This is a genomic window from Rhizobium sp. NZLR1b, assembly GCF_019685155.1.
In the GTDB taxonomy this organism is placed as follows: Bacteria; Pseudomonadota; Alphaproteobacteria; order Rhizobiales; family Rhizobiaceae; genus Rhizobium.
In genome coordinates this window covers 70,875-96,678 of record NZ_JABDWC010000008.1, presented here as the reverse complement: position 1 = coordinate 96,678, position 25,804 = coordinate 70,875, and the positions used below count along the sequence as shown (strand labels likewise).

Here is a 25,804-nt window from a genome sequence, read left to right as displayed (position 1 = left end):
TCCTTGGAATTTAGGAATTGCTGCGGCCGAGGCCGTAGGTCAGCGCCAGCGCGCCGACGAGCACGGCGCCCTTGACAAAATCCTGGGTGTAATAGGGGGCGTTCAGCATGGTCAGACCGTTCAGCAGCACGCCGACGAAGACGGCGCCGGCGATGGTGCCGAGCACGTTTGGGCGCCGCAGGTTGAAAACGGCAAAACCGATCAGCGCGGCGGCAACCGAATCCATCAGCAGCGAGCCGCCGGAAGAGATGTCGCCACGCCCAACGCGGGCGGCAATGATGATGCCGCCGAGCGAGGCCAGCGTGCCCGACAGGACATAGGCGAGCGTCTTCAGCCTGACGGTCGAAGCCCCAGCGAGCCGGGTGGCGACCTCGTTGCCGCCGGTCGCAAACAGCAGCCGGCCGATGCGGGTGCGTTCGGTGAGGATGAAGAGTACGACGGCGACCGCCGCCATTAACACCACTGAGACGGGGAGGGTGCCGAAGATGCTGTAGCGGCCGATCAGCAGGAAGGCCGGGTCGTAGGCGCCGGTCGCCTTCGAACCGTCGGGCAAGGTGAGGCCTGATGAAATCGACCGGCCGGCAGTGGGTATCAGCTGCAGGCCGGAGAGCAGGAACATCATCGCCAGTGTCGCCAGCAGATCCGGCACCTTCAGGCGGACGATCAGCAAGGCGTTGACGAGGCCGACCAGGGCGCCGAAGGCGAGCACCAGCGGCACCGTCGCGTAGGCGTCGAGACCCCAGACGATCATCGCATAACTCGCCGCCATCACGCTCGATGCGGCGACCGCGCCGATCGACAGGTCGAAACCGCCGACAGCAAGCGTGACAGTGACGCCGGCACCGAGGATGGCGACGACCGACACCGCCTGCAGGATGCTCATGAGATTGGCGATGTTGATGAAAGCGGGCTCGGCGATCGAAAAACCGACGATCAGCAGCGCAAGCAGGATAAACACCGCGCCTGCGCGGAGAAACGCCCCTAAGGCTGCAAGGCGGCCGCTTTCGGCGTGCGATACCGTTTGCAGAGTGCCTGCCCGAGTGTCGTCGTCGAACGTCGTCATGCCGATATTTCCTGAATGGCAAAAGGAGCGGCATTTCCGTCCGCGGCGGGTTCCAACACGTGGCGGTCGATGACCAGGATGCGGTCGGCCACTTCATAGGCCTCCTCGGGATCGGAGGTCACGATCAGCGTCGCCCGGTCGGTGCGGGCACGGATTGCCTGTATGATATCGCGGCGGGCGCCGACGTCGACGCCCTGAAAGGGCTCGTCGAGCAACAGGAGGCGGCTTGGCTCCGCTTCCCAGCGGGCGATCACCGCCTTCTGCTGGTTGCCGCCGGACAGCGACCAGACGGAGGCGAGCGGACCGGCTGCCTTGATGCCGAAATGGGCGATCGCCTGCTCGGCCTCATGTCGTTCGCGCCTGCCGAGGAGGAACCCGCGCGGATACCATTTGGAAAGATGCGGCAGGCTGATCGTCGCCGAGAGCGAATGGCCCGGCCATGCCGGCGGCATCAGCGAGGAACGATGACGGTCTTCGGCCGCCATCGCAACGCCTGACGCAATCGCTTCGGCCGGGCTTTTCGGTCGGTAAGGCCGGCCCTCGAGAAACATCGTGCCACCCTCAAGCGCCGTCGCGCCGAAGATCGCCTGGAGCAGCCGGCTCTTGCCGGCGCCGAGCACGCCGGTCACCGCCACCACTTCGCCCTCATGGAGCGACAGATCGAAGGACGCGCCTGTGGGCAGCAGGCAGGCATCGCGCATCTCGAAAATCACCGGGCCGGTCGCGGGCCGCGCATCCGGCCGGGCCGCATCCAATCTGCGGCCGATCATCGTCTCGATGGCGCTCGAAAAATCGATCGGCCGCGAGAAGGTGCCGACGACGCGGCCGCCGCGCATGACGAGCGCGCGGTCGGCAATCGCTTCGAGATCGGCTGTGCGATGCGATATATAAAGGATTGCCAGTCCCCTCTGGCGAAGCCTCAGCAGAATGTCAAAGAGACGGCGGCTTTCCTCTCCGGAAAGGCTCGCCGTCGGCTCATCGAGAATGAGGAGATCGGCGCGGTTGGCTAGCGCCCGTGCAATCGCCACCAGTTGCCGGTCGGCGCTGGCGAGTTCGCCGAAATCACGGTCGAGCGGCAAGGTGAGGCCGGCAGCATCGAGCATCGCCTGCGCCGCTCGGCGAATGCCGGCGCGCGTGACGAAGAAGGGCATGCTGCGATCGGCGAAACGGTTGAGAAGCAGGGCGTCGGCGACGGTCAGGCCGGCTGCACCGACCAGATCCGTCGCCTGATGCACGGTGACGATACCGGCCCTTGCCGCTTCCGCCGGGCTGCGCGGCGCGAAGGGACGGCCATCGAAACGGATCGTACCGCCGTCGGCCGGAAGCACGCCGGAAAGGATTTTGACCAGCGTCGATTTTCCCGCGCCGTTTGCGCCCATGAGCGCTACGATCTCGCCGCGCTCGATCGAAAGATCGGCGCCGGCAAGCGCCCGCGTCGACCCGAAGCTGCGGCTGATATTTTCTATGTGAAGAAGCGGCATCGACAAGATCCGGGACTGCATTTGTATCAGGAGTGTGCCTCTTTTGGGCGGTCGAATTCCAGGCACGCATTTCCCCGGCGGACAGTGCCGGGGGAACAAAGAATCTCCCGCAGCCCGCAAAATCGGATCATTTAATCTACTAAAAACATAGAGATTATATCTAATAACTTGACGCGTCGCGGGGTGCTGCCTGTCAGACGACGCCTCTTTTTGCCAAAAGGAACGCGACGATGAAATCCCTCGCACGGCTCGCACTGTCTGCCGCCGTCATTCCGTTCATTTTCATTCAAGGCGCAAAGGCCGACGGCCTGTCCGGTGCTCCGGCTCCCTTCGACAAGGGTGGCGTCAAGGTGGCGTTGATCAGCTACATCTCGGCCGGCGATTTCTTCCAGGCCTACCAGGCGGGCGCCGAGGCCCAGGCCAAGGCACTGGATATCGACCTGCGCATCTTCCCCGGGCGGCAGGATGCCGCCGAGCAGCGCGAGCAGATCCTGCAGGCGATCAACCTCGGCGTCTCCGGCATCGTCATCGACCACGGCCTGCCGGAATCGCTCGGCGACGTCGTGCAGCAGGCGCTCGACAAGGGCATCAAAGTCGTGGCTTTCGACGTCAACCTCAACAACCCCAAAATCCCACAGGTGGAGCAGAGCGACCACGAGCTTGCCTCGCTGGCGCTCGCGCAGGTGGTGAAGGATAACGGCAACAGCTTCAACGCCGGTTATGTCTATGTCGCGGGCTTTGCGCCGCTCGACCGCCGCAACGAAGTCTGGGACAAGTTCAAGTCGGACAACAAAGGCGTGGTCGAAAAGGCCCGCTTCGGCAATGTCAGCGACACGACGGCAACCTCGACCGCCGACCAGGCCAAGGCCGTACTCACAGCCAATCCCGATATATCGGTGGTCTTCGCCCCCTATGACGAATTCGCCCGCGGCGTAAAACTCGCTGCCAACGATCTCGGCATTGCAAACAAGCTCAAGATCTATTCTGCCGATGTCTCCACGGCCGATATCCAGGAAATTACCGAGGAAGGCAGTCCCTGGGTCGCGACCGTCGCCACCAATCCGGCCGTGGTCGGCGCCGTCTCGATCCGCGCCGCCGCTCTCGAAATCGCCGGCCAGACGGTACCCCATCAGATTACCGTGAAGCCGACGCTTCTGACGCAGGAGAGCCTGCGCGCCGCCGGCGTCAAGACGATCGAAGAGCTGGCCGAAAAGGTCCCCGCCTTCAGCATCAGCGATGCGGCGACCGCCAGCTGGATCCCGGACAAACTGTTCTGAGGCTTTTGGCTTGATCCTTTCCAGCGGGGAGCGTGCGGCTCCCGCCGGAACATCCCCTTGGAGAATTGGAGTTCCGCCCATGAGCCAGTCCAATGTCGTCTTCGCGGCCCCCCGCAACCCGACGCGAGAAGACCTCTTTGCCCGTGCCGAGGCTATCTCGGCCGACCTTTCCCAGCGCGCGGCCGAACTCGACCGCGACGGCCGTCCGCCACTTGCCGAGATCGTCAAGCTGAAGAATGCCGGCCTGCTCAACGCGCTGCATCCGTCAGAGATCGGCGGCGGCGGCCTCGATTGGGTCGACGGGCTGAGGCTGGTACGCATTCTCGCCCGTGGCGAGAGCTCGATCGGCCAGTTGCTCGGCTACCATTATGTCAATAGCCAGTACATCTACTGGGCGCTCGATGCGGCGCGCGCCCAAGCGCTCGGCGGCGAGACGGTGGCGAAGAACCTCTATTGGGGCGCGGCCGTCAACCCGCGCGACCCCGGGCTGGTGCTGACCCGCCGCGGCAACGGCTATGTGCTGAACGGCCGCAAGTCCTTCTCCACGGCAGCGCGGGTCTCCGACTATATCAACGCCAACGCCACGCTCGATGACAAGATCGCCGGTTTCGCCGTGCCGACCAATCGCCCAGGCTACGTCGCCAGCGACGACTGGGACAATATCGGCCAGCGCCTCTCCGACAGCGGCAGTGTCGAATTCCACGATTTCCCCGTCTACGAGGAGGATTTCGTCGGTGCGCCCGCTGCAGCCGATGTGGCGCCGCCCGTGCTCTCGACCTTCAATACGCCGTTCATCCAGCTGGTCTTCGTCAACTTTTATCTCGGCACCGCCGAAGGCGCGTTGCAGGCGGCCGTCGACTACGTCAGAACCACGACCCGGCCGTGGATCACATCAGGCGTCGAGCGGGCAGCGGACGATCCCTATATCCTCGAACGTGTCGGCGAATTCACCGCCGCGCTGAAGGCCTCGGCAGCCCTTGCCGACAGCGCGGCAACCGCCGTGCAGGCGGGTCTAGCCCACGGCCGAGATGTGACGGCACGCGAGCGCGGCGAGGCGGCGGCGGAAGCCTATGCCGCCAAGGTCCATGCCACCCATGTCTCGCTCGACATCACCTCACGCGTCTTCGAACTGACGGGCGCGCGCTCGACAGCGAACAAATATCGCTTCGACCGGTTCTGGCGCAATGTCCGCACCCACACGCTGCACGACCCGGTCTTCTACAAGGCCAAGGAAGTTGGTGAATTCGTGCTGAACGACAAGATACCGGAGGTCAGCCTCTATAGCTGAGGCGGCCGTCTTCCCTCGAACGCAAAAGCCCCACCGCCAACGCTGGCGGTGGGACTTTCGTTTGCAAGCGACGGAAATTTCAGAGCGCGCCGTTTTTCGGCGGCGTCACGCCGTTCAGATGGTAGTTGCCGACAACGTGATATTTCCAGCGCACCGGATCGTGCAGCGTATGAGTGCGGGCATTGCGCCAGTGGCGGTCGAGATTGAGGCCTGCCTGTACCGACGAGGTTCCGGCAAGTTCGAAGAGCGTATTCGCCGCCTCGATCGCCACCTCGGTCGTCAGCACCTTGGCGGCGGCAACCGCAAGCGTCGCCTCGACAACGTTTTTCTCCGTCGTCTCGATCTGCGCGGCATCGACCTTGTGGCCGGCACGCTCGACGAGCGCCGTTGCGGCTTCCAGCCGGATGGCGATCTGGCCGACCTTGGCGATCGTCAGCGGATCGTCGGAGGCACGGTCGAGGCCGCTATCCATCCAGGGGCGCGATTTCGTCCTGACGAACTCCAGCGTTTCGGCAAAGGCCGCCCGCGCGATACCGAGATCGATACCGGCATGGATGATCTGGCCGACCGAGCCGATCGTCGTCGGCCGCTCGAAGCCCTTGTGATGGAAGACGACGGAATCGGCGCTGACATAGACATTGTCGAGGATCGTCGTGCCGCTGCCGGTGGTGCGCTGGCCAAAACCGTCCCAGTCGTCGACGATCTCGATGCCTTCGGTGCCTTTCGGCACGAAGGCCATGGTCAGCCGCTCCTCCGCATCGAGCGCAAAGACGGTGATCCAGTCGGCAAAGAGGACGCCGGTCGAATAGAATTTGCGGCCGTTGATCCGGTAACCCGGACCGTCGCGGGTGATGCGCGTGTTATAGTGGCCGACCGTCTTCGTGCCGCGCTCGGAAAGTGCATTGCCGAAACGGTCGCCGGCCAGCACCCGGCCGAAGAAATAACGCTGCTGCTCCTCGCCGCCGTCGGTTCTGAGCGCCTCGAGAATATAGAAATGGTTCTGCGGGATCTGGCCGATCGAACTGTCCGCCTCCGACAGGATCGCGGTGATCTCGGCAAGCACGGCGTTCGAGACGTCGAGCCCGCCATATTGCGCGGGCACGGTGATCGCCAGAAGGCCGGATTGGGCGAGAAGATCGAGTTCGGCGAACGGCAGGAGCCGGTCGCTATCGCGCTCGGCGGCGCGTGCGGCAAATTGCGCCGCCAGCCTGCGGGCGGTTGCGATCACTTCCTCGTCGCTGCCGATACGGGCGGCCACCGGCCGGATCTGGTCTGCTTGCCTCAGGACGGTATTCATCGATGTCTCCAATTCTACCGATCCTATCGGTGAAAGAAATCGAGCATCGAGATAAGAGCACAAATTCTATAGATGTCATGTAAAATGGAAAGTGTTTGCTTATCGGCCTCCGGCCGCCGGGATTAGTGTCTCGGTTCGGCGTTTCCGTGAAAACGCGGCCGGAGAAGGAATGAAATTCCTGGCGGAAATTACTGCAGCCGGCCTCGATTTGAATTCGTCGACCTCCTACGTAACCGATATCCGATGCGTCGCCGCAGCGGCTCCGGAAAGAACGCCCAATGCGGGGCAGGCGGCCGCCTTGCCCGATCCATGAGGAAAATCATGACCCGTTCACGGCAGTTGCGCCTCGGCGCCTTCATGCGTCCCGTCAGCTTGCATACCGGCGCGTGGCGTTATCCCGGTTCCTATCCTGACGCAAACTTCAATTTCGCGCATCTAAAGTTCTTTGCACAGGCGCTGGAACGGGCGAAATTCGACGCCTTCTTCATGGCCGATCATCTTGCCCTGCTCAACATGCCGGTCGAGGCACTCAGGCGCAGCCACACCGTGACCTCTTTCGAGCCCTTCACGCTGCTCTCAGCGCTGGCGGCAGTGACGGAGCGTATCGGTCTCGTCGCTACCGCTTCCACCACATTCGACGAGCCCTATCACATAGCCCGACGTTTCGCCTCGCTCGACCATATCAGCGGTGGCCGCGCCGGCTGGAACATCGTCACGACGTCGAACCCCGACGCCGCTCTCAATTTTGGCCTCGACGAACATATGGAGCATGGCGAGCGTTATCATCGCGCTCGGGAGTTTTATGATGTCGTCACCGGGCTCTGGGACAGCTTCGCCGACGACGCCTTCATTCGCGACCGGGAGAGCGGCCTGTTCTTCGATCCGGAAAAAATGCATGCGCTGAACCATAAGGGCGAGGAACTCAGCGTCCGCGGGCCGCTCAATATCGCCCGCCCGCCGCAGGGATGGCCTGTCATCGTCCAGGCCGGCCAGTCGGATCCCGGCCGCCAGCTTGCCGCGGAGACCGCCGAAATGGTCTTCTGTTCGCCGCGCGATCTTGCCGCCGGCAAGGTGCTTTTTGCCGATATCAAGGGTCGCATGGAAGCCATCGGCCGCAACCGCGACCATCTGAAGATCCTGCCCGCCGCCTTCGTCATCGTCGGCGACAGCATCGAGGAGGCCCGCGCCAAACGTGCCACCCTCGACGGCCTGGTGCATTACGACAGCGCAATTGCCTCGCTTTCGATCGCGCTCGGCCATGACGCTTCCGGCTTCGATCCCGACGCGCCGCTACCGGCCGATATTCCCGACACCAATGCCAGCAAGACCGGCCGCGCCCAGGTCCTGAAGCTTGCGGCGGAAGAAAACCTGACCGTGCGGCAGCTGGCGCAACGCTATGGTGGCTATGCCGGCCTTGCCTTCGTCGGTACACCGGCAAGCATTGCCGACGAAATGGAATGCTGGCTGGAGGAGGAAGGCTCGGACGGCTTCAATATCGTCTTCCCCTATCTGCCGCAGGGTCTCCTTGACGTCACTGAACGACTGGTTCCGGAGCTTCAGCGCCGCGGCCTGTTCCGCAGCGAATATGAAGGCGCAACGCTGCGCGAGCATCTCGGCTTGCCGCGGCCGGAGAACCGGTTCTTCGTATCGGGCGCATGAGGCGCTGCTGCCAGCCGCTCAGCTCCGTGTGCCAGCAAAACGCCAGGGGTCGATGCATTCGATGCCTAGCGGGATGAAATGCGCGACATTGCGGGTCACGAGGTTCAGCCCGTGTTCCAACGCAGTGGCGGCGATCATTGCATCGGCGGATGGACGCTTGTCCGCGGTTGGAAGCAGTCCGGCCCGGCTTGCCGTCGCTGCATCGAATGGCAGGATGCGCTCGGCGAATTCCGTCAGCACGCTCTCATCCATCCAGCGGCGCAGATCCTCGGCGAAGCCGGGGTCCCTTCCGCGCTCGCGCTGGATGCCGAACTGGATTTCCATGATCGTAACCGCTGAGAGATAGGCTTCGGCAACGGAAAACTCCTTCATGAAGTCTTGGAATTCCCGCGACTGCCGCTCGGCTCTTCGCGCAGCAGAGACGACATTCGTGTCAAGCAGGAACACCATCAGAACTCGACGGTCCTGTCGTCAAAGCCGAGCCGCTCGGGCTCGAACTCCCTTTCATCGGCTGTCGGATCGCGCAAGGCCGCAAAGAGTGTCTTCGGCGCCTTCCAGTTCGCCTGAAATTCCGCATAACTGACAAGCACATAAGCCGCCTTGCCGCGATCGGTGATCACGAGCGGCCGTTCATTCGCCTCCTTCTTTGCCTTACTCGGATTCTGGTTGAAGGAAGCGCTGGTCATGAAGGACATTTTCATCGACATCGTCCATACTACATTCATCAGAAAGTATGCTACATTTAACTCACTTTTACAAGATCGGCGGGGAGGGAGCCCCCGCTTTCCTGGAGGAGTCATCCAGCGGCGCTCAGACCATGGCCACCGCCTGAAACGCATCGCTTTCTCCCGGCACCAATTCGAGCGGCCAGACGACGTTGCGGCCGGCATCGGGATAGAACTTGCGATAGGCCGGCATGTTGGCGAGAAGCATCTGGCCCAGCGCGATGCCGAGATCGTAGAGTGACATGCGGAAGCAGCTGAGCGAGGGCTGCAGGAACCGCGCTCGAGGCGCGTCACGGAAGCCGATCACGGCAATGTCGCGGCCGGGCATGACGCCTGCCTCCGTCAGGCGGCGGTAAAGGCCGATCGCCATCAGCTCGTAGATCAGGATCACCGCCGTCGGCCGCTCTTCAAGAAGCAGCAGCTCGTGGGCCGCCTGATAGCCGCCTTGTTCGCTCGACTTGACGCGGATGACGAGCGACCGGTCGAACGCTATATCGTGGCGTTCGAGCGCGCGGCGATAGCTCTCGAGAAAGACGTAGCCGAGGTTGACCTCGCTCGACGGCGCGGTGATCGCGATCCGACGGTGGCCGCGTGCGACCAGCCGCTGGACCGCATGTTCGGCCACGCCTTCGAAATCGAGATCGATCCAGGGCGAATTGCTGGCCGAAAGGCTGCGGCCGACCGAAACGAAGGGGATCTTTGCCCGCGACAGAAGATCGATGCGCCGGTCGATACGCTGCATATTCGAGATGATCATCGCATCGACGATGCCCCGCGCCACCATGCGCTTCAGATATTCGTGCGGATCCTCATCGCTCGGGCTGGGCAGCATGATGAGGTCGAGGCTGTGGCGGGCAAAGACGCTTTGCAGGCCGCTGGTGACGCCGAGGAAGAAGTTGTCGGCATTCTCGACCGCCTCCGTGCTGGATTCGATCATCAACCCGATGACCTTCGTCTCTCCCTGTCTCAGGCTCCGCCCCGACTGGTTGGCGACGTAGCCGAGTTCCTCCGCGGCTGCCAGCACGCGGCGGCGCGTTTCCTCGTTGACATCAGGCTTGCCATTCAGCGCCCGGGAGACCGTGCCGATCGAAATATCCAAGTGTTCGGCAAGCTGGCGAATGCCCTTCATCGTTGTTGATTTTCCCTGGAGCATGATGCCGAAAACTGCGCGCGGTTTCCAGATGACATCCTGCTTTCCTTCTCTGATTTAGATCCATTCGGATCTCGGTCCGAAATTTCGCATTTGGCGTCTATTGACATCGCAAAGTGTTTCCGCCAACATTCGTAAACGTTTACGGAGTGCGTGTCACGAGGAGAGTTGGCGCCATTCCCTGGAGGAAATCGTGAAATTCAGTGCCATTCTGTGCGGGTGCGGAGCTATGTCCAAAGGTTGGTTGCGCGCCATCGCTTCCAACCCTCAACTGGCCGAATCCATCACCATCGTCGGTCTCGTCGACCTCAACCGGGAGACGGCGGAAAAGCTCGCTGCCGAGTTCGGTCTTAAGGGCGCTGTGATCGGTTCGGACCTGTCCGAAGTTATCGCTGCGACCAAGGCCGATCTGGTCTTCGACATCGTCATTCCGTCCGCCCGGTACGATGTCGTTTCGGCGGCGCTCAAGGCCGGCTGCCACGTGCTCAGCGAAAAGCCGATGGCCGCCTCGCTTGCCGAGGGCGCTGCGCTGATCGATCTCGCCGCAGAAACCGGCCGCATCCATGCGGTCATCCAAAACCGCCGTTTCATCTCGGGCATCAGGCGCCTGCGCCGCTTCGTCGACAGCGGCGTGATCGGCGAGCTCACCGGCATCCATTGCGACTTCTTCCTCGCACCGCATTTCGGCGGCTTCCGCGAAGAGATGGATAATGTCCTGCTTCTCGACATGGCGATCCACACCTTCGATGCCGCCCGTTACGTCGCCGACAGGAAGCCGCTCGCCGTCTATTGCGTCGAGCGCAATCCGAAGGGGTCGTGGTACCGGCACGGCGCCTCGGCCAATGCCATCTTCGAATTTTCAGACGATATCGTCTTTACCTATCGTGGCTCCTGGTGCGCCGAGGGTGAGCGCACCAGCTGGGAAAGCCAGTGGCGTCTCGTCGGCTCGAAGGGCATGCTCACCTGGGACGGCGAGGAGAGCTTCAAGGCGACGGTTGCGGGCGAGGAGCCCGGCCTGTTGCGTGGTTCTACTTCCGTAAACGTTCCCGGTCCGGAGCATGACGAAGAAACCCACGGCCACGCCAGCGTCATCGCCGACTTCATCGCGGCGATCCGCACCGGCAAACAGCCCGAAACGGTCAACTCCGACAATATCAGAAGCCTCGCCATGGTCTTCGGTGCGATCGAAAGCGCCAAGACGGGCAAGCGCATCGAAATTTCAGCATAGGATCAAGTGACGTGAGCAACCCTGCAAAATCCATTCGCATCGGCACCATGGTCAGCGGCAACAAGGGCGATACTGCCCAGCGCATCGGCGAAATCGCCGACATGGGCTTCGAAAGCTTCGAACCCTTCTTCTGGCAGACGACCAAGGGCCAGGACCTTTCCGAGCTCGGCAAGCGCTGCCTCGACGCCATCGGCGACCGCGACATCACCATCTCGACGCTCGGCATGTTCGGCAATCCGCTGGAAGAGACCGCAATCGACCTGGAGACGCTGCAGGGCTGGAAAGACTGCATCGACAATGCCCATCATTTCGGCGCGTCTTGCGTTGCCGGCTTCACCGGCCGCATCCGCGGCAAACCGCTGACCGACAGCCTGGCTCGCTACAAGCAGATCTGGAGCGAGCTCGCCAAACGGGCGGCCGACAAGGGGATCAAGATCGCCTTCGAGAATTGCGCCATGGACGGCAACTGGGCAAGCGGCGACTGGAACATCGCTCACAATCCCGATGCCTGGGAATTGATGTTCAACGAGACGCCGGACGACAATATCGGGCTGGAATGGGAGCCGTGCCATCAAATGGTCTATCTGATCGACCCGTTGCCGCAGATCCGCAAATGGGCGCACAAGTTCTTCCACGTCCATGGCAAGGACGCGACCATCCGCTGGGAGGTCATCAAGGAACACGGCATTTTCGGCAAGGAGAAATTTGTCTTCATGCGCACGCCGGGCTTCGGCGACAGCAACTGGACCGACATCATTTCCGAGCTGCGCCTGGCCGGCTGGTCCGGCTCGATCGATATCGAAGGCTGGCACGACCCGGTCTATCGCGACGCGCTTGAAATGACCGGCCAGGTCTATGCGCTGAACCACCTCAAGCATGCCCGGGGCGGCGAATTCGTCGTCGACCCGGTCTGATAATATCGTTTCCGGCAAGGAGGAATTGCCGGAAACGGGGATAACCACAAAGGAGGAGAACCATGGCTATCCGTAAATATGCAATTCTCGGCGCTCTGGCGCTTGCAGGCGTCTCGCTGTTTGGCCTTTCGGCCAAGGCCGAGGATGTCACGCTGACGCTCTGGTCGCTGGATAAGGACACCCAGCCGGCGCCGAACCTCGTCAAGGAGTTCAACGCCCAGAACAACGGCATCAAGATCGAGTATCGGCTGATCCAGTTCGACGACGTCGTCACCGAGGCGATGCGCGCCTACGCCACCGGCCAGGCACCCGATATCATCGCCGTCGACAATCCGGAGCATGCGCTGTTCTCGTCGCGCGGCGCCTTCCTCGACCTGACCGACATGATCGCCAAGTCGACCGTCATCAAGCCGGATAATTATTTCCCTGGACCGCTGAAGTCAGTGGAATGGGATGGGAAGTATTTTGGCGTGCCGAAGGCGACGAACACGATCGCGCTCTACTACAACAAGGACATGTTCAAGGCCAAGGGCCTCGATCCGAACAAGCCGCCGCAGACCTGGGACGAACTGGTCGAGGATGCGCGCAAGCTGACCGACCCCGCCAAGAACGTTTACGGTCTGGCTTTTTCGGCCAAGGCCAACGAGGAGGGCACCTTTCAGTTCCTTCCCTGGGCCCAGATGGGCGGCGGCAGCTATCAGCACATCAATGCCGACGGCGCGGTGAAGGCGCTCGGGATCTGGAAGACGATCATGGACGAGAAGCTCGCGTCTCCCGATACGCTGACACGCGGCCAGTGGGATTCGACCGGCACCTTCAACTCCGGCAATGCGGCAATGGCGATCTCGGGTCCCTGGGAACTCGACCGCATGACGCAGGAAGCGAAATTCGACTGGGGCGTCACCCTGCTTCCGGTTCCAAAGGAAGGGGCTGAACGTTCGTCGGCCATGGGCGACTTCAACTGGGCGATCTTTGCTACCAGCAAACATCCGGCCGAAGCCTTCAAGGCGCTCGAATATTTCGCCTCGCAGGACGACAAGATGTTCAAGAATTTCGGCCAGCTTCCGGCCCGTTCCGACATCTCCATCCCCGAGACCGGTCAGCCGCTGAAGGATGCCGCCCTCAAGGTGTTCCTCGAACAGCTGAAATATGCCAAGCCGCGCGGTCCGCATCCGCAATGGCCGAAGATCTCCAAGGCGATCCAGGACGCCATCCAGGCGGCGTTGACCGGCCAGATGAGCCCGAAGGACGCACTCGACCAGGCAGCGGACAAGATCAAGGCTGTGCTGGGCTAAGGAGCGGTTCGGCGTAGCCGAGGCGAAAGCGAAGAGCTGGATTGGCTCCTTGCTCCCTCTTCTCTCCGCTGGGGAGAAGAGGAAACCAAAATCATCCACCGATGGCATATGCCATCCAACTCTTTCCTCCCGGCAGGGGCCGTCTTCCGCGTCATGCGCCAGGCGGCCCCGATCGGAGCATCGGAGGACGCATGAAGAGGATCCTGATGAGCGTCAGGGACGGCCGCGGTTTCGATATCGTGCTGGTCGCTTTCCCGCTCGGCTTTCTGTTCCTGATGGCGGGCCTGCCGCTGATCTACAATGTGGTGATGAGCTTCCAGGAGGTCGACATGTTCAGCCTCGGGACCTTCTCGCGTCCTTTCGTCGGCTTCAAGAATTATACCGAGCTCTTCGCGCAGCCGGAAACGCTGCCGATCCTCTATAACACCGTCATCTTCGTCACCGGCTCGATCGCCGGCCAGTTCCTGATCGGCTTTGGCCTGGCGCTGTTCTTCTGGGTCAACTTCCCCGGCGCCTCATGGATGCGCGGCCTGTTCCTCGTCTCCTGGGTGATGCCCGGCCTCGTCGTCGGCGCCATCTGGAACTGGATTCTCTCTGGTGATTTCGGCGTGCTGAATTTCATCCTCAGGGAAAGCGGCATCATCTCCGGCAACATCTTCTGGCGCTCGGACCCGCATTATTCGCTCTATGCGGTGATCATCGCCAATATCTGGCTCGGCACCTCGTTCAACATGATCCTTCTGTCCGTCGGTCTTGCCGGCATTCCCGCCGATCTCTTCGAAGCGGCCGAACTCGACGGCGCCAATGTCTGGCAGCGCTTCTGGACGATCACGCTGCCGATGATGCGCTCGACCATCGGCGCCATCGTCTCGCTCGGTCTGATCTTCACTCTGCAGCAGTTCGATCTCTTCGCCGCGATCACCTCCGGCGGGCCGAACAATTCGTCGAACGTCACGCAATACTGGGCCTGGGATCTCTCCTTCCGGCAATACGACTTCGCCAAGGGCGCGACGATCTCCGTCATCATGATCGTCTTCGTCATGTTCGCGTCCGTCGTTTATGTCCGGTCCACACGCCACGAGGTGCGCGGATGATGACGACAAACCGTGGCCGCCTGATGCTGGCGATATCGATCGTCATGGCGGCAATCTATCTCTTCCCGCTTTACTGGATGTACATCACTGCGCTGAAAAGCGGCTCGGAGATGTTTGCGACGCCGCCCAGCTTCTGGCCGGCAGCACCCCAATGGGGGACCTACGCCACAGTCTGGGAAAGCCGCGACATGGGCCGCTATCTCTGGAACTCGCTGGTCATCGCTCTCGGCTCCATGGCGCTCATCGCGCTGCTTGGCGTCGGTTGCGCCTATGTGCTCGCCAGGTACCGCAATGTCTGGGTGGATATCGGCCTGTTTCTGATCCTGATGCTGCAGGTCCTGCCAGCATCGCTGATGATCACGCCGATCTTCGTCGGTTTCTCGCAGATCGGCATGCTGTCCTATCCGCGGCTCGCCGTCATTATTGCCGTCGCCGCAAAGAGCATGCCCTTCTTCGTAATCCTGGTTCGCGCCACCTTCATGAGCGTTCCCCAGGAACTGGAGGAGGCAGCCCTCGTCGATGGCAATTCGCGCGTCGGCGCCTTCTTCAACATCGTGCTGCCGCTCGCCCGCAACGGCATTCTCGTCAGCGCCATCCTGATCTTCATGCAGGCCTTCGGCGAATTCGTCTACTCGAAGTCGATGATCCAGGCGGCCGAACTTCAGCCGGCCAGCGTCGGCCTCAATTCCTTCATGGGGCCGAATACCAACGAATGGAACAACATCATGGCCTACGCCACGATGTATGTGACGCCGATCCTTGCCATCTTCGTTCTCTTGCAGCGCCGCATCGTATCCGGCCTCACCTCTGGAGCCCTCAAATGACCACGCAGATCGAGCTCAGAGGCGTCAATAAATATTACGGCGCCTTCCACGCCCTGAAGAACATCGACCTGTCGATTGCCAAGGGAACTTTCGTCGCGCTCGTCGGCCCTTCGGGCTGCGGCAAGTCCACGCTGCTGCGCTCGCTCGCCGGCCTCGAAAGCATCTCGACCGGCGATTTGAGGATCGCCGGCGAGCTGATGAACGGCGTGCCGCCGCGCAAGCGAGACGTCGCCATGGTGTTCCAGTCCTATGCGCTCTATCCGCATATGACGGTTGAAGAGAACCTGACCTATAGCCTGCGCATCCGCGGCATTGCCAAGGCCGAGGCCAAGAAGGCCGCCGAGGACGTGGCGGCGACGACAGGTCTGTCGCATCTGCTGAAGCGCTATCCCCGCGAACTTTCCGGCGGCCAGCGCCAGCGCGTCGCCATGAGCCGCGCCATCATCCGCCATCCGAAGGCCTTCCTGTTCGACGAGCCGCTGTCCAATCTCGATGCGGCGCTGCGCGTCCACATGCGCAAGGAAATCCGGGCGCTGCACGACCGGCTGAACGCAACCTTCGTCTACGTCACGCACGATCAGGTCGAAGCGATGACGATGGCCGATCATGTGGTGGTGATGCGCGACGGCATCATCGAACAGCAGGGCGCGCCGCTGGACCTCTACGACCGGCCTGTGAACCGGTTCGTCGCCGGTTTCATCGGTTCGCCGGCGATGAATTTCATTCCGGCGATCGGCGCGGAAGACGGCAAGAACCTGATCCTGGATTTCGGCGCAGCAAAGCAGACGCTTGCGCTAAGCCGCGCCATCGAGCCGGGGCGCAAACTCGTCGCCGGCATCCGGCCCGAACATATCGGCGTCGTCGAGCCCGGGAATGGCAGTTTCGATGTGCCGATCGCCTTCGTCGAATCGACCGGCTCGTCGACCTTCATCGTTGCGGAGACCCAGCCGGAACTGACGATCGTCGAGACGCGGCGCGACAGGGTGAAACCGGGAGACACGATCGGACTTTCGATTGATCCGACCCAGATCCATCTCTTCGATGCATCGACGGACCACGTCATATAAGGCAGCCAAGCAGCCTGCCGGTTCGGATTTGTCATAAATCGAACCTGGGCGACGGCGTCGAGCCAAGTCTCGGACACACCACCCGAGGCTGGCTGCGCCAAAAGTGCGTCCCGACGAGCGCCCGAGCCGTCCGATCGAGCTTCGATCGCCTATAGAAAAATACATCCCGCAGATTCATCGCTGTTGACAATGACGACCAATCGATATTGTCTTGTAAAGCGCTTTACTAAACCGCTTTACAATAGGTCCAATCAATGGCCAAGGGAACGACACCGAGCTTGAAGGATGTTGCGGCCGCAGCCGGCGTCTCGGTCACCACCGTGTCCCGTTTCGTCAACGGCAGCCTCGACCTACCGTTTCAGACCAAGAAGCGCATTGAGGACGCGATCAAGACGCTGAACTACCGGCCGAACCCGCATGCGCGCCGCCTGAGCAGGGGTCGCTCTGACACGATCGGCCTCGTCGTGCCCGATATCGCCAACCCCTTCTTCGCGACCCTCGTCGCCGCCGTCGAGCAGGCGGCCGACGAAAAGAAGCTCGCCGTCTCGCTGCATGCCACGCTCAACCGGCCGGGCCGCGAGATTGAATATCTGCAGCTGATCGAGCGCAATCACGTCGACGGCCTGATCTTCGTCACCAACCACCCCGACGACGGCGCGCTTGCCGCCCTCATCAACGGCACCGGCAAGGTCATCATCGTCGATGAGGACGTTCCCGATTCGAAAGCGCCGAAGCTGTTCTGCGACAATGAGCAAGGCGGTTATCTCGCTGGTCAGCACTTGGCCGCACAGGGTCACCGCCATGTCCTGTTCATCGGCGGTGACGAGCGCATGATCAGCGCCCGCAGACGTTATGACGGTCTGTTGAAGGCGCTCAGGGAGCGGCATGGCAGCGAGGCCCAGGCCGATCGCTATGCCGGCGAATATACGATCGAATACGGCCGTGCAGCTGCGCTTGAATATCTCTCGGGTGACCGAAAGGCGACGGCGATCTTCGCCAGCTCCGACGAGATCGCCATCGGGCTGGTCGAGGTCTTCGGAAGCCGGGGCGTCTCGATCCCGGCTGACATCTCGATCATCGGCTTCGACGATGTCGGCCCACTTCATCTTTTTGCACCGCCGCTGACAGCGATCCGCCAGCCGGTCCGCCAGATCGGCCGACGGTCACTGGAGCTGCTTCTGGAAACCAATTGGCACGAGTGGAAACCATCCGCTTCCGAGGAACTGGTGCCTGTCGAAATCGTGGTGCGGAACTCCGTTGCGCCGCCCGCGAAATAAAAAACAGCAACGTCAAAAAACCAAAAGAGGATGAGAACATGACACTGAATTTGACTAGACGAACGATGATCGCAGCCGCCGGCTTCACCGCATTGACCTTCATCGGCCTGTCCGGCGCCCAGGCCCAGGAAAAGAAGACCGTCGCACTCGTACAGATCAACCAGCAGGCGCTTTTCTTCAATCAGATGAATGAGGGTGCCCAGAAGGCAGCCGACGCCGCCGGCGTCAAGCTGGTGATCTTCAACGCCAACAATGAGACGACCGCGCAAAACAGCGCGATCGAAACCTACGTCCAGGAAAAGGTCTCCGGTCTTGCCGTCGTGGCGATCGACGTCAACGGCATCATGCCGGCGGTCAAGCAGGCGGCCGACGCCGGCATTCCTGTCGTTGCCATCGACGCCATCCTGCCTGATGGTCCGCAGAAGGCGCAGATCGGCGTCGACAACGCCGCAGCCGGCGCCGACATGGGCAAGTACTTTCTCGACTACGTCAAGGCGAACATGGGCGGCAAGGCCAAGCTCGGCGTCGTCGGCGCACTGAACTCGTTCATCCAGAACATCCGCCAGGACGGCTTCGAGAAGACCTTGAAAGGCGTCGACGGCATCGAAATGGCCGGCGTCGTCGACGGCCAGAACATCCAGGACAACGCCCTCGCGGCGGCCGAGAACCTGATCACCGCCAATCCCGACCTGACGGCGATCTACGCCACCGGCGAGCCGGCGCTGATGGGGGCGATCGCCGCTGTCCAGAGCCAGGGAAAGCAGGATAAGATCAAGGTATTCGGCTGGGATCTGACTGCCGAAGCCATTGCCGGCATCGATGCCGGCTTCGTCGTCGCCGTCGTCCAGCAGGATCCGGCCGCGATGGGCGGTGCCGCCGTCGACGCGCTCTTAAAGGCCTCGGCCGGCGAGGCCGTCACCAAGACGATTTCGGTACCGATCACCATCGTGACCAAGGAGAATGTCGAGCCGTACCGGGCCGTCTTCAAATGATCGAAAGCGGACAGCATCATCTCGCTGCCGCCGGTTCCGGAGGGTTCGCACCCTCCGGAACCGGAACATCCGGCGGCACCCGATCCGATCCGCGCATCTCGCTGCGCGGTATCCGCAAGTCCTTCGGCTCGCACCAGGCGCTGCGCGGCGTCGATCTCGACATCTTCCCCGGCGAATGCCTGGGCCTCGTCGGCGATAACGCTGCCGGCAAGTCGACACTGACGAAAATCATCTCGGGGACCTACATTCCCGATGCCGGCACGATCACCATGGAAGGCGAGGAGGTCCGCTTCTCCGGCCCCGCGGATGCGCGCGGCAGAAACATCGAAATGGTGTTCCAGGATCTCAGCCTCTGCGACCACATCGATGTCGTCGGCAATCTCTTCCTCGGCCGCGAACTCAGCCGCGGCCCGTTTCTCGATACCAGGACGATGCTGTCCGAAGCTCGCAAGATGCTGGATTCGCTGGAAATCCGCATCCCGAGACTGACCGGCAAAGTCGCCCAGCTATCCGGCGGACAGCGTCAGGCGATCGCCATTGCGCGAGCGGCCTCCTTCAAGCCGAAGGTGCTGATCATGGACGAGCCGACATCGGCACTTGCCGTTGCCGAAGTCGAAGCGGTTCTCGCATTGATCAACCGCGTCAAGGCGAACGGGGTCTCGGTGATCCTTATCACCCACCGGCTGCAGGATCTCTTCCGGGTCTGCGACCGCATTGCGGTGATGTATGAGGGCACGAAGGTGGCCGAGCGGCAGATCGGCCGCACCAACCTCGAGGATCTCGTCCATTTGATCGTCGGTGAAGGAGCCAGGCAATGACGGCTTACACGGAACGCGGCCACGGATCTCGGGCCGCCGATTTCTTCGGCGAACATGCGCAGGTGCTGTCGATCGCCATCTTCTTCCTGGCCTGCATGATCTTCTTCTCGATCGGCAGCGAGACCTTCTTCACGCTCGGCAACATCCTGAACATCGTCCGGCAGGCCGCCCCCATCCTGATCGTCGCCATCGCCATGACCTTCGTCATCATTACTGGCGGTATTGATCTGTCGGTCGGCTCGCAGGTCGCCCTTGTCAATGCGGTTGCGGCAATCGTCATGGCGATGGAAATTCCCTGGCCGTCCGTGGTCATCGGCATGCTGGTGCTCGGCGCGTTTATGGGTCTGGTTCAGGGCTGGTTTGTCGCCTATCAGGGCATTCCGGCCTTCATCGTCACGCTCGCCGGCCTCTCGATCCTGCGCGGCCTGGCGCTCTATCTGACCCAGGGCTATTCCATCCCGATCAAGGATGCGCCGGGCTTCTTCGCGCTCGGCCGGGGCGAAATCCTGAGCTTCCCGATCCCCGCAGTCATCGCCCTCATTATCGCCATCCTCGGCTATGTGATCATCACAGCGACGAAATACGGCCGGCAGGTCGTGGCGGTTGGCTCCAACATGGAAGCGGCGCGGCGTGTCGGCATGCCCGCCAAATGGATCATCGCCTCGGTCTATATCATCTCCGGCATCGCCTGCGCGGTCGCCGGCCTGCTGATTGCCGCCCGGCTCGGCTCCGGCTCGTCCAATGCCGCCGTCGGTTTCGAGTTGCAGGTGATTGCGGCCGTCGTTCTCGGCGGAACGTCGCTGATGGGCGGGCGCGGCACCATCCTCGGCACGGTGCTCGGCACGCTGACCATCGCCGTCATTGGTAACGGCCTGATCCTGATGCACATATCGCCGTTCTTCACCCAGATCATCACCGGCGCCATCATTCTCGTCGCCATCTGGCTGAACACCCGCATCTTCACCGCCAATTTCCGTTTCGGAATGGGCAGGAAAGGATGAGGCGATGAGTGAACAGGCAGCAGATAGCTTGTCCGAAGCGCATGTCCGCTCCGGCAAAGTGATGACCGTCACCGGTCCGATTTCGGCGGATGCGCTCGGCGTGACGCTGATGCACGAACACATCCTCAACGACTGCCGCTGCTGGTGGCACGCGCCGAAGACGCCGGACCGGCAACATCTGGCCGAAAGCTTCGTCTGCATGGAGATCCTCGGCGAACTCCGGCAGGATCCCTTCGTCAACAAGCACAACATCACCCTCGACGACGAACATCTGGCGGTGGCCGAACTCAAGGATTTCGCCGGCGCCGGCGGCCGCACGGTGGTGGAACCGACCTGCAAGGGCATCGGCCGCGATCCACTGGCGCTCCAGCGTATTTCGAAAGCATCCGGCCTCAACATCGTGATGGGGGCAGGTTATTATCTCGGCTCCTCGCATCCGGAGAGCGTCGCGGCAATGAGCGTCGAGGACATCGCGCGCGAAATCGTCCGTGAGGCGAGGGAAGGCGTCGACGGCACCGGCGTCAGGATCGGCCTGATCGGCGAGATCGGCGTCTCCTCGGATTTCACCGCCGAGGAAGAGAAATCGCTGCGCGGTGCTGCCCAGGCGCAGGTGCTGACCGGACTTCCCATGATGGTGCATCTGCCGGGCTGGTTCCGTCTCGGCCATCGCGTGCTCGACGTGGTGGCAGAAGAGGGTGCGAATCTCAGCCACACCGTCCTTTGCCACATGAACCCGTCGCATGACGATATTGCCTATCAGAGCGAACTGGCGGAGCGCGGCGCCTTCATCGAATACGACATGATCGGAATGGATTTCTTCTATGCCGACCAGCAGGTGCAGTGCCCGAGCGACGAAGAGGCTGCGCGCGCGGTCGTGCGTCTCGTCGAGGCCGGTTATCTCGACCGGATTCTTCTGTCGCACGACGTCTTTCTGAAGATGATGCTGACGCACTACGGCGGCAACGGCTACGCCTACATCCTTCGCCACTTCCTTCCGCGTCTTCAGCGGCACGGCCTCGACGGGACGGTCCTAAACGAGATGATGCGCGGCAATCCGCGCCGCGTCTTTCATGCCGGAGCCTAGCTCCATCAATGCAATCGATCACAGGTAACCGGAAGACCATGACAAAGAAAATCCTCCTTGTCGGCGAGAGCTGGGTTAGCTCCGCCACGCATTACAAAGGCTTCGACCAGTTCGGCAGCGTCACCTTCCATCTCGGCGCCGAACCGCTGGTCAAGGCGCTCGCCGGCAGCGCCTTCGAACTCACCTATATGCCGGCGCATGAGGCGGTGGAGAAGTTCCCCTTCGATATATCCGGGCTCGACGCTTACGATGCCATCATCCTCTCCGATATCGGCGCCAATTCGCTGCTGCTGCCGCCAGATGTGTGGCTGCATTCGCGCACGGTGCCGAACCGGCTGAAGCTGCTGAAGGCGTGGGTGGGGAAAGGAGGCGGCCTGCTGATGGTCGGCGGCTATTTCTCCTTCCAGGGCATCGACGGCAAGGCGCGCTGGCGGCGCACCCCCGTCGAAGACACGCTGCCCGTCACCTGCTTGCCCTATGACGACCGCGTCGAGATCCCCGAGGGAACAGTTGCCGAGGTGGTGAAGCCTGAACACCCCACGATGCAGGGCCTCGAAGGCGCCTGGCCGGTGCTGCTCGGCGTCAACGAGGTCGAAGTGCGCGACCGTGCGGACGTCGAAGTCATCGCGCGCCTGCCCGAAGATCAGGGTGGTCATCCGCTGCTTGTCGTCGGGACGCACGGCACTGGGCGGACGGCGGCCTGGACGTCGGATATCGGCCCGCACTGGCTCTCGCCTGCCTTCTGCGAATGGGACGGCTACGGCCGGCTGTGGAAGAATATCCTTGGCTGGCTCACCGAGAACCAGGCGTGATTTCAGCACGCGGCAGGAATTGGAAAGGGAATGACATGCAGGAAATTTCGGACAGATCATCCAACGCCGTCAGGGACATCTTCGGCAGGGACAAGGTTCTGATCGGCATGATCCACTGCCCGGCCTTCCCGGGTGCACCCCGCTACAGGGCTGCTGCGATGGACGCGATCTACGACGCGTGCATGCGCGACGCCGAAGCCTGCATGGAAGGCGGCCTGCATGGGTTGATCATCGAAAATCACGGCGACGTGCCATTCTCGAAGCCCGAGGATATCGGCCCCGAGACGACGGGTTTCATGTCCGTCGTCACCGACCGGATCGCGCGCGCGGCCGGCATTCCGCTCGGCGTCAACGTCCTTGCCAATGCGCCGATTCCAGCCTTCGCCATCGCCATGGCCGGCGGCGCCAAATTCATCCGCGTCAATCAATGGGCCAATGCCTATGTTGCCAATGAAGGTTTCATCGAGGGCAGGGCCGCCGAAGCCATGCGCTACCGCTCGCTGCTCAGGGCCGAGCACATCAAGGTTTTTGCCGACAGCCACGTCAAACACGGCAGCCACGCCATCGTCGCCGACCGCTCGATCCAGGAACTGACGCGTGACCTCGCCTTCTTCGATGCCGACGGCGTCATCGCCACCGGCCAGCGAACCGGCAATTCGGCGACGATGGAGGAAATCGAGGAGATCGGCGCAGCGACGCATCTGCCACTGCTCGTCGGCTCCGGCGTCAACAAGGACAATATCGTCGATATTCTGAGCCGCACCAACGGCGTCATCGTCGCCTCATCGCTAAAACATGGCGGTGTCTGGTGGAATCCTGTCGATATCGAGCGGGTGCGCGCCTTCCGGGCGGTTGCCGAACCGGGACTGGAGGGCTGAGCATGGCCGAGGAGAGCCTTTCAGACCGCATTCTACGTGAGAACGACGCCGTCTTCCGGACGATGCTTGGCCACCGCTTCGTCGAGGACGTGAAGAACGACACCTTGAGCAAGGAGGCTTTCGAGCGTTATCTCGTCTACGAAGGCGCCTTCGTCGACAGCGCCATCTCGATCTTTGCTTATGCGGCGGCGACCGCCAAGACGATGACGCAGAAGCGCTGGCTGATCGCGGTTCTCGACGCGCTGGCAACCGAGCAGATCAGCTATTTCGAACGCACCTTCGCCAGCCGCGGCATTGATCCTTCTTCCTTCGACACCGGCATCGCCGAGGTCGAGGCCTTTCGTGCCGGCATGTTGGAGATCGCTCGCCAGGGCGGCTTCCTCGATACGGTCGCGGCGATGTTTGCGGCCGAGTGGATGTATTGGACATGGTCGAAGGAAGCGGCTACCCGCTCGATCAGCGATCCGCTGCTGAAGGAATGGGTCGACCTGCATGTCGATCCTAATTTCGCCGCCCAGGCGCAATGGCTGAAAAATGAACTCGACATGACAGGAGAAACCCTGGAAGAGGATGAAATGGCGCGATTGAGCGCGATCTTCGGCCAGGCGATGCAGCTCGAGATCGATTTTCACAATGCGCCTTATCTTTAGCTTCAGCCTTGCGAAAGCGGATGCATGCGCGCCTACATAGTCGGCAATGTCGCCATCGACGAAACCATCGCCGTTTCCGAACTTCCGGTCATTGGTGCCTCCATCCTCGGCACTGCCGGTGGCAGCGATCTCGGCGGCAAGGGCACCAACCAGGCGGTCGTCATGGCTCGCTGCGGCGTTCCGACAACGTTGGTGGCGCCTGTCGGTTGGGATGCGAGGGCCGAGACGATCCGCCACTACCTCGCGGAGGAACCGCTTCAGAGCGACCTGATCGAAATGCAAGGTACATCGAGCGACGTCTCGATCATCTTCCGGCTGCCGGGCGGTGAAAATGCCATCGTCACGACGACGGAATCAGCGCAGAGCCTGTCCCTGTCCCATGTCGCACGAAGCCTGTCGACCGCCGGTCAAGGCGATCTGATGATGCTGCAGGGAAATCTGTCCGATCAGGCGACCCGCGACATCCTGGAGCAGGCAAGAGCGATCGGCATGATCACCGCCTTCAATCCCTCGCCGGTGCGTTCCTATTTCTCCGATCTTTGGGGGTTGATCGATATAGCGTTCCTCAACAAGGGTGAGGCCCAGGCCCTGACAGGAACGACAGGCCGCGATGCTGCCGAATATCTTTTGAGCCGGGGCCTGCGCGAAATCGTTCTGACCCTCGGCAGCGACGGCGCGACGCTTGTCAATCGGCGCGATAGCATTGAAGTGCCCGCCCGAGCCTGCGATGTGGTCGATACGACGGGTGCGGGCGATACGTTTATGGCCGTGGCGCTGGCATCCTGTGGGCTGCGAGGGGGACGGCTGGACAGGCAGGCCATCGAGCATGCCGCCGCCGCCGCCGCTATCACCGTCTCTCGGCACGGGACCAGAAAGGCGTTTCCTACGGTTTCCGAGCTTGAAACGATCTTGAAATAACCGGCTTGACGCCATTATGTTGACGCTGACAAACAAACTCTGCGTTCTCGTCGACTGTTGGATGGCGTTTGACGGCAATGGCAGCGGACAGCTTCATCAAACCATCATCAGCCTCTGCGAAGGGATGGGCGCCTCGTAGCTCACCCCGTCATATCAGCAGCAATCCGGACTCTTCTCATGGCATCCTCTCCGATTTCCGCGCGTCTTTCCCCGACCGCATCGTCCCGCCTCGCCGTGCTTGCCGAAACGGTCATAAAGGCGGGCGAAACCGCCCGCGGCTCGCTGCGGCGACGAACATCGGCCGAAATGCTGGCCAAGGCGCCGCGCGACTATCAGACCGAGATCGATGTCGCCGTCGAGCGGATCATCGTCGACGAGATGACGAAGGCTTTTCCGGATTATGCCATTCAAGGCGAGGAAGCCGTCGGCAACCGCACGGCCGGGCCGGAAACACCCATCATCTATATCGATCCGATCGACGGCACCACCAATTATGCCTGGGGCCTTCCGCATTTCGGCATGACGATCGCAATCGCCGAAGGCGGAAGGCTCGTCGCCGGCGTCGTTTATGACGCGATGCAGGACGAGCTGTTCAGCGCCGAGCTCGGCGGCGGTGCCTATCTCGACGGCGAGCGCATCCGCTGCGCCGAGGTCGGCGACATCGAAAACGTGCTTGTCGGTGCAGGCCTGCCAATCCCGGGCCAGGTCAAGGCGGTCGCCGAAGCGGCCTATTTCGACGCCATCAAACGGCTGATGGCCAACACGGCAGGCGTACGCCGCCTTGGCTCGGCGGCGCTGTCGATCGCCTATGTCGCCTGCGGCCGGCTGGACGGATTCTTCGAGGACGGGCTCTCGATCCATGATTTCGGCGCCTCGGCGCTGATGGTCGAGGAGGCAGGCGGCATTGTTACGCGTTTTTCCGGTGCCGCCGTCGACGGGCCGGGCGATATCCTCGCCGCCAGCAAGGCATTGTATCCCTGGCTCAAGGAAGGCTTCGCGACGAAGGCGTAAT

General features: G+C 62.0%; 26 protein-coding genes. 20 read left to right on the top strand and 6 right to left on the bottom strand.

The genetic code is table 11. The features are described from left to right. Nucleotides 1-10: 10 nt before the first annotated feature. Nucleotides 11-1,063 (bottom strand): ABC transporter permease, encoded by a 1,053-nt coding sequence (locus HJB84_RS14015; protein WP_207585898.1) that lies wholly within the window; start codon nt 1,061-1,063, stop codon nt 11-13. Further along, nucleotides 1,060-2,544 carry a sugar ABC transporter ATP-binding protein gene (locus HJB84_RS14010; protein WP_221116195.1) on the bottom strand — a complete coding sequence of 495 codons (1,485 nt, stop codon included), beginning with the start codon at nt 2,542-2,544 and terminating at the stop codon, nt 1,060-1,062. The genes HJB84_RS14015 and HJB84_RS14010 overlap by 4 nt, the downstream gene beginning before the upstream one ends. 230 nt (nt 2,545-2,774) lie before the next feature. On the opposite strand from HJB84_RS14010, the gene HJB84_RS14005 reads away from it, so the two are divergent. Together HJB84_RS14005 and HJB84_RS14000 are read left to right on the top strand one after the other, a co-directional pair. After that, nucleotides 2,775-3,821, top strand: coding sequence for a substrate-binding domain-containing protein (locus HJB84_RS14005; protein WP_207585900.1), 1,047 nt, complete (start codon nt 2,775-2,777; stop codon nt 3,819-3,821). A 79-nt stretch (nt 3,822-3,900) separates the two neighbouring features. After that, nucleotides 3,901-5,109 carry an acyl-CoA dehydrogenase family protein gene (locus tag HJB84_RS14000; RefSeq protein ID WP_207585901.1) on the top strand — a complete coding sequence of 403 codons (1,209 nt, stop codon included), beginning with the start codon at nt 3,901-3,903 and terminating at the stop codon, nt 5,107-5,109. A 79-nt stretch (nt 5,110-5,188) separates the two neighbouring features. On the opposite strand, the gene HJB84_RS13995 is transcribed toward HJB84_RS14000, so the two are convergent. Then, nucleotides 5,189-6,406, bottom strand: a complete 1,218-nt coding sequence (locus HJB84_RS13995) for an SfnB family sulfur acquisition oxidoreductase (protein ID WP_207585902.1) — start codon at nt 6,404-6,406, stop codon at nt 5,189-5,191. Between the two features lie 169 nt (nt 6,407-6,575). On the opposite strand from HJB84_RS13995, the gene HJB84_RS13990 reads away from it, so the two are divergent. Then, a complete protein-coding gene (locus tag HJB84_RS13990) occupies nt 6,576-6,719 on the top strand; it encodes a hypothetical protein (RefSeq protein WP_221116194.1) in 144 nt (47 codons plus the stop codon). Nucleotides 6,720-6,727: 8 nt separating this feature from the next. Then, a complete protein-coding gene (locus HJB84_RS13985; RefSeq protein ID WP_221116193.1) occupies nt 6,728-8,065 on the top strand; it encodes an LLM class flavin-dependent oxidoreductase in 1,338 nt (445 codons plus the stop codon). A gap of 18 nt (nt 8,066-8,083) precedes the next feature. Here the strand turns inward: HJB84_RS13985 and HJB84_RS13980 are convergent, their stop codons facing one another. The 3 genes from HJB84_RS13980 to HJB84_RS13970 form a co-directional block, all read right to left on the bottom strand. Then, on the bottom strand, nt 8,084-8,515 hold the full coding sequence (locus tag HJB84_RS13980) for a type II toxin-antitoxin system VapC family toxin (RefSeq protein ID WP_207585904.1): 432 nt from the start codon (nt 8,513-8,515) through the stop codon (nt 8,084-8,086). Then, the gene (locus tag HJB84_RS13975; RefSeq protein WP_207585905.1) at nt 8,515-8,790 is read right to left on the bottom strand and encodes a type II toxin-antitoxin system Phd/YefM family antitoxin; all 276 of its coding nucleotides are present in this window, start codon (nt 8,788-8,790) and stop codon (nt 8,515-8,517) included. Before HJB84_RS13975 ends, HJB84_RS13980 begins: the two co-directional genes overlap by 1 nt. Nucleotides 8,791-8,875: 85 nt before the next feature. Then, nucleotides 8,876-9,919, bottom strand: a complete 1,044-nt coding sequence (locus tag HJB84_RS13970) for a LacI family DNA-binding transcriptional regulator (RefSeq protein WP_207585906.1) — start codon at nt 9,917-9,919, stop codon at nt 8,876-8,878. A 214-nt stretch (nt 9,920-10,133) separates the two neighbouring features. Here HJB84_RS13970 and HJB84_RS13965 point away from each other — a divergent pair, with 214 nt between their 5' ends. The 16 genes from HJB84_RS13965 (at nt 10,134) to HJB84_RS13890 (ending at nt 25,803) form a co-directional block, all read left to right on the top strand. Further along, nucleotides 10,134-11,168 carry a Gfo/Idh/MocA family protein gene (locus HJB84_RS13965; RefSeq protein ID WP_207585907.1) on the top strand — a complete coding sequence of 345 codons (1,035 nt, stop codon included), beginning with the start codon at nt 10,134-10,136 and terminating at the stop codon, nt 11,166-11,168. An 11-nt stretch (nt 11,169-11,179) separates the two neighbouring features. Beyond that, entirely contained in the window at nt 11,180-12,082 is a 903-nt protein-coding gene (locus HJB84_RS13960; protein ID WP_221116192.1) for a sugar phosphate isomerase/epimerase, read from the top strand. A gap of 62 nt (nt 12,083-12,144) precedes the next feature. Next, a complete protein-coding gene (locus tag HJB84_RS13955; RefSeq protein ID WP_221116191.1) occupies nt 12,145-13,377 on the top strand; it encodes a sugar ABC transporter substrate-binding protein in 1,233 nt (410 codons plus the stop codon). 191 nt (nt 13,378-13,568) lie between these two features. Beyond that, nucleotides 13,569-14,471, top strand: coding sequence for a carbohydrate ABC transporter permease (locus HJB84_RS13950; protein WP_221116190.1), 903 nt, complete (start codon nt 13,569-13,571; stop codon nt 14,469-14,471). After that, nucleotides 14,468-15,295, top strand: a complete 828-nt coding sequence (locus tag HJB84_RS13945) for a carbohydrate ABC transporter permease (RefSeq protein WP_221116189.1) — start codon at nt 14,468-14,470, stop codon at nt 15,293-15,295. The genes HJB84_RS13950 and HJB84_RS13945 overlap by 4 nt, the downstream gene beginning before the upstream one ends. Then, nucleotides 15,292-16,362, top strand: coding sequence for an ABC transporter ATP-binding protein (locus HJB84_RS13940; protein WP_221116188.1), 1,071 nt, complete (start codon nt 15,292-15,294; stop codon nt 16,360-16,362). Before HJB84_RS13945 ends, HJB84_RS13940 begins: the two co-directional genes overlap by 4 nt. Nucleotides 16,363-16,616: 254 nt before the next feature. Continuing rightward, nucleotides 16,617-17,639 (top strand): LacI family DNA-binding transcriptional regulator, encoded by a 1,023-nt coding sequence (locus tag HJB84_RS13935; protein ID WP_221116187.1) that lies wholly within the window; start codon nt 16,617-16,619, stop codon nt 17,637-17,639. Nucleotides 17,640-17,677: 38 nt separating this feature from the next. After that, nucleotides 17,678-18,631, top strand: a complete 954-nt coding sequence (locus tag HJB84_RS13930) for a substrate-binding domain-containing protein (protein ID WP_221116186.1) — start codon at nt 17,678-17,680, stop codon at nt 18,629-18,631. Beyond that, nucleotides 18,628-19,449, top strand: a complete 822-nt coding sequence (locus HJB84_RS13925; RefSeq protein ID WP_221116185.1) for an ATP-binding cassette domain-containing protein — start codon at nt 18,628-18,630, stop codon at nt 19,447-19,449. The genes HJB84_RS13930 and HJB84_RS13925 overlap by 4 nt, the downstream gene beginning before the upstream one ends. Continuing rightward, complete coding sequence (locus HJB84_RS13920) at nt 19,446-20,450, top strand: ABC transporter permease (protein ID WP_221116184.1); 1,005 nt, start codon at nt 19,446-19,448, stop codon at nt 20,448-20,450. The genes HJB84_RS13925 and HJB84_RS13920 overlap by 4 nt, the downstream gene beginning before the upstream one ends. 4 nt (nt 20,451-20,454) lie before the next feature. After that, nucleotides 20,455-21,534 (top strand): phosphotriesterase, encoded by a 1,080-nt coding sequence (locus HJB84_RS13915; RefSeq protein ID WP_221116183.1) that lies wholly within the window; start codon nt 20,455-20,457, stop codon nt 21,532-21,534. Nucleotides 21,535-21,572: 38 nt separating this feature from the next. Continuing rightward, nucleotides 21,573-22,346 carry a glutamine amidotransferase gene (locus HJB84_RS13910; protein ID WP_221116182.1) on the top strand — a complete coding sequence of 258 codons (774 nt, stop codon included), beginning with the start codon at nt 21,573-21,575 and terminating at the stop codon, nt 22,344-22,346. 35 nt (nt 22,347-22,381) lie between these two features. Beyond that, on the top strand, nt 22,382-23,224 hold the full coding sequence (locus HJB84_RS13905; RefSeq protein ID WP_221116181.1) for a BtpA/SgcQ family protein: 843 nt from the start codon (nt 22,382-22,384) through the stop codon (nt 23,222-23,224). 2 nt (nt 23,225-23,226) lie between these two features. Continuing rightward, nucleotides 23,227-23,874 (top strand): TenA family protein, encoded by a 648-nt coding sequence (locus HJB84_RS13900; RefSeq protein ID WP_221116180.1) that lies wholly within the window; start codon nt 23,227-23,229, stop codon nt 23,872-23,874. A 24-nt stretch (nt 23,875-23,898) separates the two neighbouring features. After that, nucleotides 23,899-24,792, top strand: a complete 894-nt coding sequence (locus tag HJB84_RS13895) for a ribokinase (RefSeq protein ID WP_221116179.1) — start codon at nt 23,899-23,901, stop codon at nt 24,790-24,792. Nucleotides 24,793-24,969: 177 nt separating this feature from the next. Beyond that, nucleotides 24,970-25,803: an inositol monophosphatase family protein gene (locus tag HJB84_RS13890; RefSeq protein ID WP_221116178.1), complete on the top strand. Its 834-nt coding sequence runs from the start codon at nt 24,970-24,972 to the stop codon at nt 25,801-25,803. The last annotated feature ends 1 nt before the right edge of the window (nt 25,804 follow it).

Excerpts from the sequence above, each read along its gene's own strand:
- HJB84_RS14015 (WP_207585898.1), bottom strand. The coding sequence starts at position 1,063 with ATGACGACGTTCGACGACGACACTCGGGCAGGCACTCTGCAAACGGTA.
- HJB84_RS14010 (WP_221116195.1), bottom strand. The coding sequence starts at position 2,544 with ATGCCGCTTCTTCACATAGAAAATATCAGCCGCAGCTTCGGGTCGACG.
- HJB84_RS14005 (WP_207585900.1), top strand. The coding sequence starts at position 2,775 with ATGAAATCCCTCGCACGGCTCGCACTGTCTGCCGCCGTCATTCCGTTC.
- HJB84_RS14000 (WP_207585901.1), top strand. The coding sequence starts at position 3,901 with ATGAGCCAGTCCAATGTCGTCTTCGCGGCCCCCCGCAACCCGACGCGA.
- HJB84_RS13995 (WP_207585902.1), bottom strand. The coding sequence starts at position 6,406 with ATGAATACCGTCCTGAGGCAAGCAGACCAGATCCGGCCGGTGGCCGCC.
- HJB84_RS13990 (WP_221116194.1), top strand. The coding sequence starts at position 6,576 with ATGAAATTCCTGGCGGAAATTACTGCAGCCGGCCTCGATTTGAATTCG.
- HJB84_RS13985 (WP_221116193.1), top strand. The coding sequence starts at position 6,728 with ATGACCCGTTCACGGCAGTTGCGCCTCGGCGCCTTCATGCGTCCCGTC.
- HJB84_RS13980 (WP_207585904.1), bottom strand. The coding sequence starts at position 8,515 with ATGGTGTTCCTGCTTGACACGAATGTCGTCTCTGCTGCGCGAAGAGCC.
- HJB84_RS13975 (WP_207585905.1), bottom strand. The coding sequence starts at position 8,790 with ATGAATGTAGTATGGACGATGTCGATGAAAATGTCCTTCATGACCAGC.
- HJB84_RS13970 (WP_207585906.1), bottom strand. The coding sequence starts at position 9,919 with ATGAAGGGCATTCGCCAGCTTGCCGAACACTTGGATATTTCGATCGGC.
- HJB84_RS13955 (WP_221116191.1), top strand. The coding sequence starts at position 12,145 with ATGGCTATCCGTAAATATGCAATTCTCGGCGCTCTGGCGCTTGCAGGC.
- HJB84_RS13950 (WP_221116190.1), top strand. The coding sequence starts at position 13,569 with ATGAAGAGGATCCTGATGAGCGTCAGGGACGGCCGCGGTTTCGATATC.
- HJB84_RS13945 (WP_221116189.1), top strand. The coding sequence starts at position 14,468 with ATGATGACGACAAACCGTGGCCGCCTGATGCTGGCGATATCGATCGTC.
- HJB84_RS13940 (WP_221116188.1), top strand. The coding sequence starts at position 15,292 with ATGACCACGCAGATCGAGCTCAGAGGCGTCAATAAATATTACGGCGCC.
- HJB84_RS13935 (WP_221116187.1), top strand. The coding sequence starts at position 16,617 with ATGGCCAAGGGAACGACACCGAGCTTGAAGGATGTTGCGGCCGCAGCC.
- HJB84_RS13930 (WP_221116186.1), top strand. The coding sequence starts at position 17,678 with ATGACACTGAATTTGACTAGACGAACGATGATCGCAGCCGCCGGCTTC.
- HJB84_RS13925 (WP_221116185.1), top strand. The coding sequence starts at position 18,628 with ATGATCGAAAGCGGACAGCATCATCTCGCTGCCGCCGGTTCCGGAGGG.
- HJB84_RS13920 (WP_221116184.1), top strand. The coding sequence starts at position 19,446 with ATGACGGCTTACACGGAACGCGGCCACGGATCTCGGGCCGCCGATTTC.
- HJB84_RS13915 (WP_221116183.1), top strand. The coding sequence starts at position 20,455 with ATGAGTGAACAGGCAGCAGATAGCTTGTCCGAAGCGCATGTCCGCTCC.
- HJB84_RS13910 (WP_221116182.1), top strand. The coding sequence starts at position 21,573 with ATGACAAAGAAAATCCTCCTTGTCGGCGAGAGCTGGGTTAGCTCCGCC.
- HJB84_RS13905 (WP_221116181.1), top strand. The coding sequence starts at position 22,382 with ATGCAGGAAATTTCGGACAGATCATCCAACGCCGTCAGGGACATCTTC.
- HJB84_RS13900 (WP_221116180.1), top strand. The coding sequence starts at position 23,227 with ATGGCCGAGGAGAGCCTTTCAGACCGCATTCTACGTGAGAACGACGCC.
- HJB84_RS13895 (WP_221116179.1), top strand. The coding sequence starts at position 23,899 with ATGCGCGCCTACATAGTCGGCAATGTCGCCATCGACGAAACCATCGCC.
- HJB84_RS13890 (WP_221116178.1), top strand. The coding sequence starts at position 24,970 with ATGGCATCCTCTCCGATTTCCGCGCGTCTTTCCCCGACCGCATCGTCC.